Source organism: Tropicibacter sp. S64, from assembly GCF_049803835.1.
GTDB lineage: Bacteria > Pseudomonadota > Alphaproteobacteria > Rhodobacterales > Rhodobacteraceae > Pacificoceanicola.
The window spans coordinates 1-16,065 of the sequence record NZ_JBNAGK010000022.1; the positions used below are offsets into that span (position 1 = coordinate 1).

The 16,065-nt window shown below is 67.1% G+C and carries 11 protein-coding genes; 6 read left to right on the top strand and 5 right to left on the bottom strand.

Annotation, left to right across the window (positions count from 1 at the left end):
* Positions 1–32: 32 nt before the first annotated feature.
* A protein-coding gene (locus tag ACP159_RS24085) for an IS3 family transposase (protein ID WP_425098180.1) occupies positions 33–1,213 on the bottom strand; the annotation gives its coding sequence in 2 pieces (ribosomal slippage) (positions 33–916 and positions 916–1,213; 1,182 coding nt in all).
* Between the two features lie 425 nt (positions 1,214–1,638).
* Between ACP159_RS24085 and ACP159_RS24090 the strand changes: the two genes are divergently transcribed.
* The 6 genes from ACP159_RS24090 (at position 1,639) to ACP159_RS24115 (ending at position 11,429) form a co-directional block, all read left to right on the top strand.
* Positions 1,639–2,748 carry a UDP-galactopyranose/dTDP-fucopyranose mutase family protein gene (locus ACP159_RS24090; RefSeq protein WP_425102279.1) on the top strand — a complete coding sequence of 370 codons (1,110 nt, stop codon included), beginning with the start codon at positions 1,639–1,641 and terminating at the stop codon, positions 2,746–2,748.
* Between the two features lie 115 nt (positions 2,749–2,863).
* Complete coding sequence (locus ACP159_RS24095) at positions 2,864–3,466, top strand: hypothetical protein (protein ID WP_425102280.1); 603 nt, start codon at positions 2,864–2,866, stop codon at positions 3,464–3,466.
* Between the two features lie 182 nt (positions 3,467–3,648).
* On the top strand, positions 3,649–4,752 hold the full coding sequence (locus tag ACP159_RS24100) for a 50S ribosomal protein L11 methyltransferase (protein WP_425102281.1): 1,104 nt from the start codon (positions 3,649–3,651) through the stop codon (positions 4,750–4,752).
* Between the two features lie 99 nt (positions 4,753–4,851).
* Entirely contained in the window at positions 4,852–5,892 is a 1,041-nt protein-coding gene (locus ACP159_RS24105; protein WP_425102282.1) for a DUF2793 domain-containing protein, read from the top strand.
* A 206-nt stretch (positions 5,893–6,098) separates the two neighbouring features.
* Positions 6,099–10,040, top strand: a complete 3,942-nt coding sequence (locus ACP159_RS24110; protein ID WP_425102283.1) for a glycosyltransferase — start codon at positions 6,099–6,101, stop codon at positions 10,038–10,040.
* A gap of 24 nt (positions 10,041–10,064) precedes the next feature.
* Complete coding sequence (locus ACP159_RS24115) at positions 10,065–11,429, top strand: sulfotransferase family 2 domain-containing protein (protein WP_425102284.1); 1,365 nt, start codon at positions 10,065–10,067, stop codon at positions 11,427–11,429.
* An 81-nt stretch (positions 11,430–11,510) separates the two neighbouring features.
* Here the strand turns inward: ACP159_RS24115 and ACP159_RS24120 are convergent, their stop codons facing one another.
* The 4 genes from ACP159_RS24120 to ACP159_RS24135 are packed head-to-tail and all read right to left on the bottom strand — an operon-like array spanning position 11,511 to position 16,061.
* Positions 11,511–13,481, bottom strand: a complete 1,971-nt coding sequence (locus tag ACP159_RS24120; RefSeq protein ID WP_425102285.1) for a hypothetical protein — start codon at positions 13,479–13,481, stop codon at positions 11,511–11,513.
* Between the two features lie 22 nt (positions 13,482–13,503).
* Positions 13,504–13,842, bottom strand: a complete 339-nt coding sequence (locus ACP159_RS24125; RefSeq protein ID WP_425102286.1) for a nuclear transport factor 2 family protein — start codon at positions 13,840–13,842, stop codon at positions 13,504–13,506.
* Positions 13,839–14,540, bottom strand: coding sequence for a hypothetical protein (locus ACP159_RS24130; protein WP_425102287.1), 702 nt, complete (start codon positions 14,538–14,540; stop codon positions 13,839–13,841). The genes ACP159_RS24125 and ACP159_RS24130 overlap by 4 nt, the downstream gene beginning before the upstream one ends.
* 6 nt (positions 14,541–14,546) lie before the next feature.
* The gene (locus ACP159_RS24135; RefSeq protein ID WP_425102288.1) at positions 14,547–16,061 is read right to left on the bottom strand and encodes a glycosyltransferase family 2 protein; all 1,515 of its coding nucleotides are present in this window, start codon (positions 16,059–16,061) and stop codon (positions 14,547–14,549) included.
* Positions 16,062–16,065: the final 4 nt, after the last annotated feature.

The window sequence follows — 16,065 nt, forward strand, 5'->3', positions numbered from 1 at the left end:
CTCCCCATCTTTTGGCCAGTTTCCGGGGTGGTTTAAGCTACTCTCTGCCCCTGCTGGTCGGTTTCGATCTGGTTGAAGTAGACCACGGCGGGCGGCTGTCCGCCATGGGCGGCGTGAGGCCGCTGGTGGTTGTAGAAGGTGATCCATTGGCCAACCCCGGCCTTCGCCTGCGAGCCCGTCTCCCAGGCGTGCAGATAGACGCACTCATACTTCAGGGACCGCCAGAGGCGTTCGATGAAGATGTTGTCGAGACACCGGCCCTTGCCGTCCATCGAGATCCGGGTGCCGATCCGTTTCAGCCGGTCGGTCCAGGCGAAGGACGTGAACTGCGACCCCTGATCGGTATTCATGATCTCGGGCGGGCCGAAGCGGTGGACCGCCTCGTTCAGCGCCTCGACGCAGAAGTCGGCTTCGAGCGTGTTCGAGATGCGCCAAGTCAGCACCTTGCGGGTGAACCAGTCCATGATGGCAACCAGGTAGAGGAAGCCCCGCCGCATCGGAAGGTACGTGATGTCGGCGCACCAGACCTGGTTGGGCCGTTCCACCCGCAGGCCACCCAACAGGTAGGGGTAGGTTTTGTGCCCCTTGGCCGGTTTGCTGGTGTTCGGCTTCTGATAAATCGGCATCAAACGCATGAGCCGCATCAGCCGCCGGATACGCTTCACGTTCACAGCGTGGCCCTCGTTCTGCAGGTGCCAGGTCATTTGTTGGACGCCGTAGAACGGGGTTTCGAGGAACTGCCGGTCGATCAGTTGCATGAGCGCCAGGTTCACTGCGGTCTCGCCCAGCGGTGCGTAGTAGAACGACGACCGCGAGATCGACAGCAGGCGGCATTGCGCCCCGACCGACAGCGTGGGGTGAGAGCGTTCGATCATCCCGCGCCTCACTTGCCGGTCCAAGGCTTGAGCTTTCTGGACAAAAAATCGTTGGCGACGGCCAGTTCCCCGATCTTGGCGTGAAGCGACCGCACCGTCTCCTCGTCGACCTCGGCCTTCTTCTTCCCGCCGCGCTCGAAAATGTCAGATGCGCCTTCAAGCAGCGCGCTCGCCATTGTTCTTGAACCAATGGCGCACAATGGCTCGCTCCACTGATGGATCATGGTCGGATGCACGCCGTATTCCGCGGCCAGCTCCGACACCGTGCGCTCGCCCTTCAGGGCTTCCAGCGCCACGCGAGCCTTGAAGCCCGCGTCATGGTTCCTGCGTTTCGACATGTTCTGATCTCCTCGTTCTTAGAGACCAGCAGACGTCAGATAGTAGCTTCCGTCACTGTCCGATTTTCGGGGAGGAGCTCAGTATATATTTGGAACACGCAACCAGTGTTATCGACAAAAACCTTATGACAAAACCTACCTGCCGAAAACGGTGGGTTTTGTCCGTTTCAGAGATACGGCGGATGCTCAAGGGCTTGGCGCGGTCAGAACCCACGGCAAAACTGCCGGTGTTCTGGCAGGTTTGTGGCCCGTCGCGCGCCACATGTGTCCCGCACAAACACCCCTCCCCCTGCGCCCCAAAAACCGGTTCCCCCTGCCCGCCTCCCGCTTCGGGGTCATTGGTCGCACGATTTGTCCGAAAACCGGTTCCCCCTCCCCGCCTCCCGCTTTAGGGTGCGCCGACTTCAACAGGCGGGCAGGACCACATGCAGATCACCATCGTCGGAGCGGGGCTTTCGGGGGCCGTGGCGGGGCGGACACTGGCGGAGGCGGGTCACAAGGTGACGATCCACGACAGCCGCCCCCATGTGGCCGGCAACTGCCACACCGAGCGCTGCACCGAGACCGGCGTCATGGTGCATCTTTACGGGCCGCACATCTTCCACACCGGCGATGCCGAGGTCTGGGAGTACGTCAACCGTTTCACGGCCTTCCGCCCCTACCGCCACCAGGTGAAGACCACGGTGCAGGGCGCGGTCTATGCCATGCCCATCGGGCTGCACACGATCAACCAGTTCTTCGGCAAGACCTTCCGCCCCGAGGAAGCCCGGCTGTTCATCGAGGAGCACGAGGCCGACCGGAGCATCCATGAGCCGCAGAATTTCGAGGAGCAGGCGCTGCGCTTTGTCGGGCCGCGGCTCTACGAGGCCTTCTTCAAGGGCTATACGGAAAAGCAGTGGGGCCTCAGCCCGACCGCCCTGCCCGCCTCCATCCTCAAGCGCCTGCCGCTGCGCTTCGATTACAACGACAACTATTTCGCGCATGCCTTTCAGGGCATGCCGGAAAACGGCTACACACCGATGGTGGAGGGCATCCTCGACCATCCGAACATCGACCTGCATCTGGGCTCCGCCATGGACGCGGCGTCGGCGGGGCGCGGCGATCACCTGATCTGGACCGGGCCTCTGGATGCCTATTACGGTGGCTGCTTTGGCCGGCTGGGCTACCGCACGCTGGATTTCGAGCGCTTCACGGCGTTCGGCGACTGGCAGGGCTGCGCGGTGATGAACTACGGCGACAAGGACGTGCCCTGGACGCGCATCACCGAACACAAACATTTCGCGCCATGGGAGGAGCACGAGGGCACGGTCCTCTACCGCGAGCGCTCCCGGGCCTGCGGGGCCGAGGACATTCCCTATTACCCGATCCGTCTGGCGGGCGAGATGGCGATGCTGGAGAACTACGAACGGCTGGCCGGGGCGGAGGAAAGCGTCACCTTCCTCGGGCGGCTGGGGCGCTATGCCTACATGGACATGGACGTGACGATCCGGGCAGCGCTGGATGTGTCGCGGGGGTTGGTGGAGCGGTTCGGGTGAGGCAGATCGGGCCCCCGACGGCCCATGCCGGGTGACACATTTGTTTTGGGAGCGGCCCTTTTTGCTGTATGCTCGATGAAGGATTTATCCTCGGGGCATCATCGGGAGAGGGCGAATGTCGATCCGGTCAATGGTAACAGCTGCGATCCTTGCCTTGTCAGGCACACAAGCCATCCAGGCGGCCACTCTCCACGACGAGGGTGTCAACGGCGATCTGAACTTCACTACGGCTTCCATCACGAGCGCCGGTGTCTACACGGTCAAGGCAACGACGACCCGCGGGTTCTCCGGTGCGGCAACGGATATAGATGTTCTGGATTTCACGCTAGACCCCACCCTGCAGATCGTTTCGGCAAGTGCGTTCATCTCCGGCTTCTCGTCTTCCGGAACAGGAACGTTCGGCCCTGCGATCGGCATGACCCAGAGCGGGCTGCCCGGTGTGATGTTTCAGCAGTCCTTCGGCTCGACAGGCACGCCAACCAGCACTTTCAACAACCTTCCTTCCACGCTGGGGCACGAGAACTTCCGCATCTCCGGACAAGGCGGATGCGGGGGATGCTCGACCGGCGCCTCCTATACCTATTCGTGGCAACTCGACTTCACGGTCGCGGCGATTTCGGAAGTTCCCCTCCCCGCGTCGGTGCTGCTTCTGCTGACAGGCCTGACAGCCTTGGGTGCGACACGGTCCTCGCGCAGACGCCGCGAGCCGAATGGGTGAATGTCCCCGGGATTGTGGCTTTCTGCCCGCGGTTCCCATGACGGGTTTGCGATATCATGCCGGGCTTGCAGAGCGGAATCCGGCAATCCTTCTTCCAGCGCCCCCACCCCTTTACCCGATCTTAGCCCTCCCCGGGGAACATGCGGTTCAACTGCATTTTCTTCAAAAAGGACGAATCCCCGGTGTCCCTGCCCCAACGCGCTCTTTCCTCCGTTCCGCAAGAAGTCACGCAGGAGGCCGAAAGCCTCGTGCGGCTCGCCACCGAGACGCCGCTGAGCGATGGCGGGCTCCGGACGGCGCATCTGCTCTCCGAGGCCCTCGCCCGCGATCCGCAGCATCACGAGGCCCGCATCCTGCGCGAGCGCCTCTTTCAGCTTTACGTCCCGCGCTGGCATTTCCCGATGCTGGCGGACCGCACCCGCAACCGCGCCTATGCCGAAGCCATCGCCCGCAGCGTGCGCCCCGGCGACATCGTGCTCGACATCGGCACCGGCGCCGGGCTGACGGCGATGCTGGCGGCCCGGGCGGGCGCGGCGCATGTCTATACCTGCGAGATCCAGCCCTTGATTGCCGAGGCCGCAAAACGCGTGATCGCCGCCAATGGCCTTTCGGAGCGCATCACGGTGCTGCCCAAACCCTCTCATGACCTCATCGTCGGCATCGACCTGCCGGAGCCGGCGGATGTGGTGATCTCGGAGATCGTCGATTCCGTGCTGCTGGGCGAGGGGGCGCTGGCGACGCTGAGCCATGCCATGCTGGCCCTCGCCCGTCCGGACGCCCGCGCCATCCCCGAAACCGGCCGCCTGATGGCGCAGCCGGTGGAGAGCGAGGGCCTGCTCGACCTCTGGCGGCCGGGCGAGGCGGAGGGCTTCACCCTCGCCCCCTTCCACCGCTTCGCCAGCGTGGCGCAGCTGCCGCCGAGCGACTTCACCGCCTGCGCGCCGCGCGCGCTTGGCCCGGCAACGACCCTCTTCGAGGCGGATTTCAGGCGGCCCGACACCCGCCCCGCCCGGCGCATGGAGGACCTGCCCTGTACCGCTGCGGGCACCATCCACGCGGTGCTGGCCAGCTTCGAGATGACGCTCTGCCCCGGCATCAGCCTTTCGAACGGCATCGGCGCGGGTGGGCACTGGGGGCGGACCGCCTTCCTGCTCGATGCGCCCAAGGTGGTCGTCCCCGGCGACGCCCTGCGCATCACCGCCCAGCACGACACGGCGCAGCTGAGCCTGTGCGTGCATGGCCGCATCGAAGGGCCCGCGCAGCCGGGCCCCCTGCGCATCCTGTAGGGTTGGGGGCCGGCAAAGCCCCCCACCGTACGGTGCCTTCGCAGGCTGGTAACGACTTGCTTCAATCCTTGGGCGCGACCCGGATCAGGAGCCCCCGTCATGAGCAACTCAGCCCGCCTTTCCCTGCCCTACCTCATGCCCGCGCAGGCGCAGAAGCATGTGACCCACAATGCCGCGCTGGAGCGGCTCGACATTCTCGTGCAGCTGACGGTCGAGGAATTCGACGCCAGCGCCCCGCCGATCACCCCCGTCTCCGGCGGGGTCTGGGCGCTTGGTCCCGCGCCTTCCGGCGACTGGGACGGCCATGGCGGCGACCTCGCCGCCTGGCTCGACAATGCCTGGACCTTCCTCACCCCGGCGGACGGCTGGACCGCGGTGGACAAGGCCACGGGCGCGCTGCGGATCTGCTCCGGCGGGACATGGACCCCGATGCTGCCGAGCGCGCTCGACAACATGGACGGCATCGGCATCGGCACCACGCATGACGCCACCAACCGCCTCGCCGTCGCCGCCGCTGCCAGCCTGCTGAGCCACGCCGGCGCGGGCCACCAGGTGAAGGTCAACAAGGCGACCGCAACCGACACCGCCAGCCTGCTGTTCCAGACGAACTGGTCCGGCCGCGCCGAGATGGGCACCACCGGCTCCGACAAGTTCGCGGTGAAGGTCTCCGCCGACGGCAGCGCCTGGACCCAGGCCCTGGTGATCGACGGGGCAAGCGGAAATGTCGGCTTCGGCACCGATGCGCCGAATTACGCGCTGCACGTCCACCGTCCCGGCGGCCAGGGCGCGGCGCTGCAGCTGACCAACGGCAACAGCGGCGCGAGTGCGACCGACGGGTTCTGGTTCGGCTATTCCAACATGGCCTATTTCTGGAACTACGAGGCCTCCGACATCCAGTTCGCCACCTCCAACGCCGCCCGCTTGACCATCAAGGCCGATGGCAAGGTCGGCATCGGCACCGCCGCGCCCACGACCACGCTCGACGTGGCCGGGCCGGTGCGCTGCGGCGCCTATACCACCGCGGCCCGCCCGAACGCGGCCACGGTCGGGGCCGGGGCGATGATCTTCGACACCGACCTGCAAAAACCGCTGTGGAGCGATGGCGCGATCTGGCGGCTGGCCGGCGGCAACGCCCCCTGACCCGGCCGCTTGCGGAACCCCCGGACCGGCGCAGCCTTCGGGCCGCGCCGATTTTCCCGTATCCGCTGCATTTTCGACCAGCTTTTCCACCCGGGGCCCCTCAAGGGGCCTTCGGCATATTGTGACCCCGGGACCTTTGGGTTAGAGACTGGGCTGCCGGGTGACAGGCCCTGGCAGAATGACCTTCCGAAGTCCAAGAGCCGAGTATGCCCTCAGCGATCCATGCGGTTATCATAAGCTGGGACGGCCAACACGAGAAGGCTCTGGAGATTGCCCGCCGGCTGGACGGGGCGGTGGACAGGCTTTCGGTGATCTATTCCAACACCGCCGGCACCTCCGAGGACGGCCCGGGCACCTGGGTGCAGGTGCCGCAGAGCTGGTTCTTCGGACGCAAGTTCCGCGCCGCGCTCGACCTCGTGGACCCCGGCGAGATCCAGCTGCAGGTCCAGGCGGATGTCTCCTATGACGACTGGCCGGGGCTGGTGGCCGATTGCGCCGCCGCCTTCGACCATCCCGGGGTCGGGGTCTGGGCCCCGGACCTGACCTGGACCCCCTACCCCACGCATGAGGTCGCCGAAGGCCCGTTCGACGGCACGCCGCTGACCCGCGTGGCGCAGACCGATGGCGTGGTCTGGGCGCTCGCTCCCCGCGTCGCCGAGCAGATGCGCAGCCTCGATTACACCCGCAACAATCTCGGCTGGGGCATCGACTGGGTCGCAATCAGCTATGCCCGGCAGGGCGGCCAGCACGCGGTGCGTGACACGAAGCACCGCGTGACCCATCCGGAAAGCCGCGGTTACCATGGCGGCGAGGCCGCGCAGCACATGAAGACCTTCCTGGCGCAACTGCCCGAAGCCATGCAAACGGATATCCTGACTTTGCACGCCCGGCTCCAGGATCGTAAGAAGGCCTCCTTTGAGCCCGCTCTCCCGGCGGGCATCACCAAACCCACATCAAAGACCCTTATGGATACCACCCAGATGTTCAAAACAAAGTCTGCCAAGACCAACCTGTGCGAAATTTCCTTTGCCGGGGGTACGGTCTTCGCCAAGGCGGGTCCGGATTTCCTCTCCGCCGGGCCGCATCTCGTCAGTGGCCGTACCGAAGTCTCCTTCGCGCCCGCCGATCCCGCCCCGACGCTCGAGGAGATCTCCCGCAGCTTTCCCCTCGCCGCCGCGCCGAAGGGCATCGGCGACCAGACCTTCAACGACCTCGGCGAATGGCAGGTGACCGGCTGGAACACCCTGCGCGTGGTGCTCGACCCGCATCTCGGCGCGCAGCCGGTGGCGCTTGGCGGGGAACTGACGCTGTCGCCCGCCGACGGGGATGTGATCTTCATGGCGGAGCTCGCCTGTCACCGGGCGCGCGGCGCACTGGTGCTGCGGCTCTCCGACACCGAGGGCCATCCGGTCTGGTCGGGCCGGGTCAATTTCGACCGCGCGGCGCTCGGCGGGGCCAATGCCGCGGGCTACCAGTCGGTGCAGATGCGCCTGCCCGCCCGCCGCACGGACCAGGTGCTGACGCTGGAGATCGACTACACCGGCGGCGACAGCACCGCGAACGGCGATCCGCATGTCTTCTTCGTGGCGCGGCCCTGCCTGACCCGGGCCGGGGCCTCGGGGCTCAAGACCCCGGTGAGCCTGCATCTCGACACCGACACCACCGGCACCGCCACCTGGTATCGCGCCGATCTCGACATCGGCAAGCTGAACCCCGGCGACGACATCACCCTCAAGGCGGGGGGCGGCTCGCTGCTGCTCCTGCCCGGGCACACCATCGGCGTGCACATCCACAAGGACTGGGGCCATGTGCTCGAGTTCCATTCCAACGGTCCGCTGCGCGCCGTGGCCTGGATCAACGGCAAGCCCGCCTTCCCGATCCGGCTCGAGGACGGCAACAACATGGTGCGGGTGCCGCAGACCTGGCTCACCGGCCAGCACAGCTGGCTGGAGCTGCGCGACCCTTCGGGCAACCGCGTCTACTGGGCCAACTGGTTCCTGCCGCCGCGCCAGCTCACCCCGGTGCCGGTGCTGCAGCACGAGGGCGCCAGGGCGATCGGCAGCGATCTCTTCCCGCAGTCGCCGCAGCGCTTCAAGGCGCTGCGCGCGCATATGAAGGCGGGCACGCCGGCGGAGCAGATGGGCCAGCTGTCGATGGCGCTGGAAGCGCTGGAGGCGGGCTACGAGAAGCTCAAGCTCAAACCGCTCGCCTTCCCGAAGGTCGAGAACCCGGACGTCAGCATCGTCATTCCCGCGCACAACAAGGTGAAGGTGACCTACGCCGGGCTCTGCGCGCTGCTCCTGGCCTGGAACAAGGCCAGCTTCGAGGTGATCCTCGTCGATGACGCCTCCACCGACGAGACCGCCACCATCGAGGAGCTGGTGAGCGGCATCACCGTCATCCACAACGAGGAGCCGCTGCGCTTCATCCGCGCCTGCAACGCCGGGGCGGCGCGGGCGAAGGGCAAGTACATCGTGCTGCTGAACAACGACACCGAGCCGACCACCGGCTGGCTCGACGCGCTGATCGACGGCTTCCGCCGCTTCCCCAAGGTCGGCCTTGTCGGCTCCAAGCTGCTCTACCCGGACGGCACCCTGCAGGAGGCCGGCGGCATCGTCTGGGGCACCGGCGATCCGTGGAACTACGGCAGCCGCCAGAACCCCAACGAGCCGCGCTTCTCCTATGCCCGCCAGGCCGATTACCTTTCGGGCGCCGCGGTGATGACCACGCGCGAGATCTGGGAGGAGGTCGGCGGGCTGTCGTCCTATCTCGAACCGATGTATTTCGAGGACACCGACCTCAGCTTCAAGGTCCGCGACGCGGGCTACACCACCTGGTTCATCCCCTCCTCCGTGGTCTATCACTACGAGGGCATGACCAGCGGCACCAGCACCGCCTCCGGCTTCAAGCGCTTCCAGGAGGTCAACCGGCCGAAGTTCAAGCGCCGCTGGGCAAGCGCCTTCCGCGGCTTCTCCAAGGTCGGCACCGCGCCGGACCTGGAAAAGGACCGCGGCATCGCGGGCCGCGTGCTCTTCGTCGACTACACCACGCCGACCCCGGACCAGAGCGCCGGCAGCTATGCGGCGCTGCAGGAGATCCGGCTGGTGCAGTCGCTGGGCTACAAGGTGACCTTCCTGCCGGAGAACCTCGCGCATCTCGGCGGCTATACCGAGGAGCTGCAGAACATGGGCGTCGAGGTCATCCTCTCGCCCTTCTACCGCTCCATCGACGAGTTCCTGCAGCAGCGCGGGGCGGAGTTCGACGCCTTCTACATCACCCGCTACCACGTGGTGAATTCCGTGGTCGGCCAGATCCGCGCCGCCAACCCGCAGGCGCCGGTTCTGATGAACAACGCCGACCTGCATTACCTGCGCCTGCTGCGCAAGGCCGTCGCCGAGAACGACGAGAGCCAGAAAGAGGCGGCGCGGGCGGTGCAGTCCGAGGAATTCGCCGCCATGCGCAGCGTCGACGCGGTGCTCTCCTACAACGAGATGGAGCACTCGGTGATCGAGGCGCAGTCCGAAGGCGCGATCAAGGTGCTGCCCTGCCCCTGGGTGCTCGACCTGCCGGAGAAGGTCCCGCCGCGCAAGGGCCGCGAGGGGCTGTCCTTCCTCGGCGGCTTCCAGCACCATCCGAACGTCGAGGGCGTCGAGTGGTTCGCGAAATCCGTCATGTCGCGGCTGGCCAATTCCCGTCCCGAGATCGCGCTGTCGATCTACGGCTCGCGCATGGGCGCGGATATCGAGGCGCTGGAGTCGCCGAACGTCAGGCCCATCGGCTTCGTCGACCAGGTCGAGGAGGCCTATGACCGGCACATGGTCTTCGTCGCGCCGCTGCTCTCGGGCGCGGGCATCAAGGGCAAGGTGCTGAGCGCGCTGGCCAGCGGCATTCCCTGCGTGCTGAGCCCGCTCGCCGCCGAGGGCATCGGCCTGCTGCATGGCCGCGACTGCCTCGTGGCAAGGACGCCGGAGGAGTGGGAGAGCGCCATCGTTCAACTCTACGACGACGCGGACCTGTGGCAGAAGCTGGTGACCAACGCCCGCGACCTCGCGGCGCTGCGGTTCTCCTTCGAGGTCGGCCAGGAGCAGATGCGCGATGCCTTCGAGGCGATCGGCCTCTTCTCCAGCGTCCCGCGCTGGTCCCGGTAACAGGTAAGAGTCAGGCCAGGTTTCATGCCGATCATCCGCATCTCGGGCAAGCTCGTCTATTTCGCCCATGTGCCCCGCGCCGCGGGGACCTCGGTGGAGCGCTACCTGCGCGCCCGCTTCGGCCCGCTGGCCTTTGCCGATCCTGCCTATCTCTCGGTGCCCGAGGCGCGGCGCTGGACCCGGTCCTCGCCGCAGCACGTCACGCGCGGGGCGCTGGACCGGCTGTTCCCGGAGGGCTTCTTCGACGCCAGCTTCGCCATCGTGCGCCACCCCTACGACCGGCTGCACAGTGTCTTCCTGCGCCAGCGCGACATCGAGAGCCAGATCCCGCCGGAGACCCCCTTCGGCGACTGGGTCTCGACCCTGCCGCAGCCGGAGGGTGCGCTCGACAACCACACGCGGCCGATGCTCGACTTCCTCCCGAAGGGCACGCGCATCTTCCGGCTGGAGGATGGCCTCGGACAGGTGGTCGACTGGCTCGACGATCTCGCCGGCAACAGCCGCGGCCCGCGCGAGATCGGCGTCTCCAACAGCCACTCCGAGCGGCTGGCCCTGATCGGGCGCGACCCGGAACCGCCGGTCCCGGATGTTGATGAAAGCCTGCGCAGGGCTATAATCGCGCGCTACGCCGAAGACATCTACTGGTGCGGGTACACGCCCCGCGCGGAAAGGCCGAGAATGACGAGACCCGAACAGCCGGAGCGCACGGTTGTCCTGCACTATCACCTGTTCAAGAACGCCGGCACCTCGCTGGACGAGATCCTCAAGCGCAACTTCGGGAACCGCTGGGTCACCCGCGAATTCTCCATGGCCGGCGGCGACAACAGCGCCGAACTGGCGCGCTGGATCGCGGCGGAAAAGGACGCGGTGGCCTTCTCCACCCACACCGGCCTCGGCCCGGTGCCGGAGGTGCCCGGCGTGCGCATCGTCACCGTCATGCTGCTGCGCGACCCGATCGCGCGCATCCGCTCCGCCTATCGCTTCGAGCGCCATCAGGACGCCGACACCTTCGGGGCGCGGCTGGCCAAGGAGACCGATCTCGAGGGCTATGTGCGCACGCGGCTGAAGAACCCGGCGGACCGCCAGTGCCGCGACTTCCAGTGCTCGCGCCTCGGCACGATGATCCCGGGCGAGGCGCCGGAGCTGGAGCGGGCCATCGCCGCGGCGCGCGAGCTGACGGTGCTGGGCAACGTGGCGGATTTCGACGGCACCCTGGTCAGCCTGGCCAGGGCGCTGAAGGACGACTTCCCGGAGTTCCACTGGGAGAGCGTGCAGGCCAACGTCTCGAAGCCGGCGAAGAAGGCGGAGGCCAACAGCGAGGAGGTCACCGAGCTGCTGAAGAAGGCCAACCAGAACGACCTGAAGCTGCTGCAGACGCTCTTCGGCTGAGCCGCCGCGCACCGCGGACCGGACGACAAAAGACCGCCGCCCCGCGAGGGACGGCGGTCTTGTTCTGCGCGGCCCGCGGGATCAGGCGAGGTCGGCGCGGGCGGCGGCGAGCAGGCGCTCGTCGTTGGCGTCCGGCGTGCGGCTCGCCACGTCCTGCTCCACCAGCGCCAGCGTCGCCGCGGATGTCAGCCGGTCGGGATCGAGGTTGTTTCCCCATTGCACCGGCATGGTGTCCATCTTCACGCCGTTGAGCCAGAGCGCGTGGCTGAGGTTGGCATGCGCCCGCGGCTGCGCCGGCCAGTCGGCCCAGTCGAGCGTGCCCGCCTCCACCGTGGTGTGGATCGCCCGGGCATAGATGTGCATCAGCTCCATGGTGGCGATCCCCGCCTGGTCGCCGATCACCAGCCCCGAGGACGGGTGCGTGCGATAGGGGAAGTCTGCATAGAACACCTTGTCCTGCGCGCTGTTGGCGATGATCCGGTGCCAGTTGAAATCGCGGGTGACGCCGTTCACCGCCTTGTCCGGGCGGATGCGCAGCGCCGCGTCGACCTCGATGCCGCTGTCTTCCAGCATGGTCTGGCAGCCGAGGATCTTGTGATACATCTTCTGCGGGTTGGAATAGCCCGTGAAGACGCCGGTCTCGTCATCCTCCACCCGCACATGCTCGATGGGGCAGCCGTAGACCGCCGCCAGCTCCTCGGCGGTGACGTTGCTGGCGTCGTCGAGCGTGGTCAGCGCCGGGTAACGCGCCTGCATCGCCGGATAGCCCATGTTGTTGGCCACCGCCTGATAGGCGACGAGGAATTCGCCGCCGAACATCCGCCAGGCCTGCGCCGGGGTCGGGGTCTTGCGGCCGATCTTCTTCCAGGTGTCGACGAAGATCACCGGCTCGGTGCCCGCCAGCAGGTTCTTCTGCATCTTCGGGAAGGCCAGCTGGTAGCCGCGCAGCTGGCCGGAGATGCAGACCCCCACCCGCGGCTTGCGCTCCAGCGCCAGGCGCGGCGCCGGGAAGCTGCGCTCCGGGTTGAAGATGGTCAGCCCGGTCAGCGCATCGGCATTGCCGCGATGCGCGATGTACCAGTCGTAAACCTGCGGCGCCCGCTTGCGGTGCAGGATCGCCAGCTGGTCGAGCACCCCGGTGGGCATCTCCTCCGGGCAGTCCGCGTAGCGCTCGGGGATGCGGTCCACCCAGCTCTCGGTGATCAGCGTCAGCGCGGTGTCGGGAAAGCCCAGCCCCAGCTTCTCGAAGCTCAGGATCACCTGCGGCGGCAGCACCCGCGCGGTGTAGTCGAAGCTGCCGTCGATGTAGAACAGCCGCATCAGCTCGGGCATCCGGTCGCGCCGGATGGTCCAGACCGCGGTGATCTCGCGGGCATGGGCGACGGCCAGCGCATCGGCCAGCGCCTCGCGCCGCACGCCCTCGACCCGGTTCAGCAGCAGCCGCACCAGCAGCACGTTCTTGGCGGTGCCCAGCCGGTCCGAGACCGCGTCGAGCAGCCTGCGGTGCACCATCAGGAAGGTGGTGTAGGCCTGCGGCGCGGCGACGAACTGGGTCGCGTTGCGCAGGATGAACTCCGACGGGAAGCGGGCCGCGTCGATGCTCGCCTGCTCGACCGAGATCACGAACAGCGTCTCGAGCCGCGGGTCGTCCTGCACCCGGCGCAGCAGGGTCTCGTCATGCAGGGCGACGGCGAGCAGGTGATAGAAGATCGGCACCGCCATCTGGTCGGCGTCGAAGCTGCACACCAGGTCGAGCACGGTGTCGTAGCGCCCGGCCTTGCGCAGCACGTCCAGCGCCCAGGCGTTGCAGAAGCGGTGCTGCAGCCGCCGCGCGTGGCGCTCTTCGGCATAGGCTTCGGCCATCGGCAGGGCGGTCTCGACCTGCCCGAAGGTCGAGGCATACTGGAAGATCGCCGCGCGCTGGATGTCGGTCGGCTCCTCGCCGACGATGGACATCAGATGCGCCAGCCCTTCGGCGTGCTGGCCGGCATTGGCCATCTTCTTCGCCTCGGCCTGCACCTCCTGCCATTCGGCCTCGGATAGAGAGGTCATGAAAAGGTCCTTTCGAAAGTCGTCAGCCACGCGGCGTCAGGTAGGCGTGCATGGCGGTCATCCGGCCTGCGTCCCAGGCGATCAGGTCGACCCCGTCGAGCACGGTGTCGCCGAGGGTCAGGGTGAAATGGATCGCCGAGGCATTGCCGTCGACGAGAATGCGGTGGGCCTCGAAGCTCAGGCCCGGGTTGCCGTCGAACAGCCCCTTGATATAGGCCAGCACCTCGGCCTTCGGGGTCAGCCCGGTGACCTCCGGGTCGGTCAGTTCGAAGCCCTCGGCCATGAAGCTTGCCACCTTGTCCAGATCGCGGGCGTCGAAGGCCGCCACATAGGCGGCGGTCAGGTCACGAATGTCGGTCATCGGCTTGTCTCCACCTTGATGTCGGTCACGTCTGTCACGGGCTCCAGCAGCACGCCCTTGCCCTGGTCCTTCACCCCGTTGAACAGCGGGCAGACGAAGAACAGGTCCCGGAAGGTCTGGCTCTCCGCGTTCTCCAGCCCGTGCGCCAGCGCGCGCAGGTAGGTCGGCAGGTCGCGGAACATGTAGGTGCCCGCGGAGGCATTGTCCGAGATCACCCGCTTTTCCGCGGCTTCCGCGAAGGCGCCGAAGGCGTCCAGCCGCAGATAGCTGTAGGCCGGGTTGTCCGCCTTGAAGGTCAGCGCGATGCCGCCGCAGCCGGGATTGGCGGCAAACACCGCCGCCGGGTCCAGCGTGCTGTCATAAAGGATGTCGGCGAGATCGACGACGATCGGCGCCGCCATCTCCGCCCCGGTCGCCATCCCGGCCAGCGCCGAGAGCGCCGCGCCGCGGGTGTAGCGCGACAGGAAGGTCACCGAGGCGCCCGGATACCACTCCGCCAGTGCCCCGGCGGCAAAGGCGCGGGTCTCCGGCGCGTCGATGAGCACAAACGAATGATCCTCCGGCTTCACCGCCCCGGCCCAGGGCCGGGAGGTCAGCACGCGGCGCAGCAGCGGCTGCCCGCCGAGGTCGATCTGAGCCTTGAGGGCGCCGCCGTCCCGGATGAAATCCGGACCGGCGAGGGGAACGATCACGCGCATCGCGGCTCAGTCCGGCCGGTCCTGCGACGCGGGCGCGCCGCGCCCGGCGAGGAAGGCGGTCAGGTCCTCGGGGGTGCCGAGGCCGGACATCGCGTCCATCGGCACCTCGTAGACCCCGATCCGCGCCCCGTTCGCGATCATGTAGTTGTACACCGGGCAGGTGTAGAACTCGCCGTTCACCCGCTCGTTGGCGGCGATCATGTCGGCGGTGGCCGAGACGAAATCGCGCCCGCGGGTGAACAGGTAGATGCCCACGGTGGCGAGATCGGAAATCGGCTTCTTCTCCGCCACCTCGGTCACCAGACCCTCGGAGTCGAGCTTGGCGAAGGACCACTTCGGGTCCATCGAGGGATCGCGGAACACGAGGATCGAGCCGTCGAGGCCGCGGTCGAGGCAGTCCTGCACGTAATCCGTCACGTCGAAATCGACGAGCTGGTCGGAGTTGGCCACCATCATCGGGCGGTCGTTGTCGAAGACCTTGCGCGCCAGCAGCACGGTGCAGGCGGTGCCCTCGGTCAGCCTGTCCACCGGCAGGATGTCGACACCGGCCTTCTCGAAGCCGTGCACGATGGCGGGCTGCGCCTCCATATGCGCCGCCCGCAGCAGCATGGTGACGCTGGCGCCCGCCGGGGCGACGTTGTCGATCACGTGGTCCAGCATCGGCCGGCCCTCGACGTCGATGAAGGGCTTGGGCTTCTTCCAGCCGGCCTTGGCAAAGCGGCTGCCCTCCCCGGCGGCGGGGATGATGACGTTGACGCTCTCGGCGGCCCTGGGGCCGGCGCGCAGGGCGGCGGCCAGCGGGCCGCGCTCGAACTCGGTGATGCGGGCGGGGGCGTAGAAGCTGTGATACTGCCGCCCGTCGATGGTAGAATACATCACGTCACCGCCATCCAGGATGGTCTGGTTGATCGCCGAGGAGATGAAGAAGGCGCCATCGACGTTCACGTCGTTCAGGATGGTCTTCTGCGCCGCGTCGAGGAACTGCCCCGCCTTGCGGAAGTAGTACAGCCCGGCGATGGCGGTGCGCGAGACCACCTTCTTCTCGAAGGTCTGGGCGACGCGGTTGTCCTCGGCCTCGACCACGTAGGACCAGCGCGGGTGGATGGAATCGAAAGTGATGACCCCGGCATCCGCCCCGGCCTTCTCGAAGCGCGCGATATGCGCGCCGAGATCGGCGGTGGTGATCTGGTCGGAGTTGGAGATCAGCAGCGGCGCCTCGGGATCGAGCGCGTCGATCGCCAGCAGGCAGGAGCAGAGCGCACCGGAGGTCTCGCCCATGCGCTCGACCACGCGGGTGCCGGGACCGGCGGCCAGCTCCACGGTGCGGTCGATGGAGAAGGCGCGGGCATCGTCGCGGTGCAGCACCACGGTGAACTTCGGGTCCGGCAGCTGCTTTTTCAGCTGGGTGATGACCAGTTCGATCATCGGACGGCCGGCGACCTCGATCAGCGGCTTGGGAAAGAAATAATCCTCCTCGGGAAAGAAGGAGGAGCGGGCGGACATCGGGATGAGTACTTGCATGGAT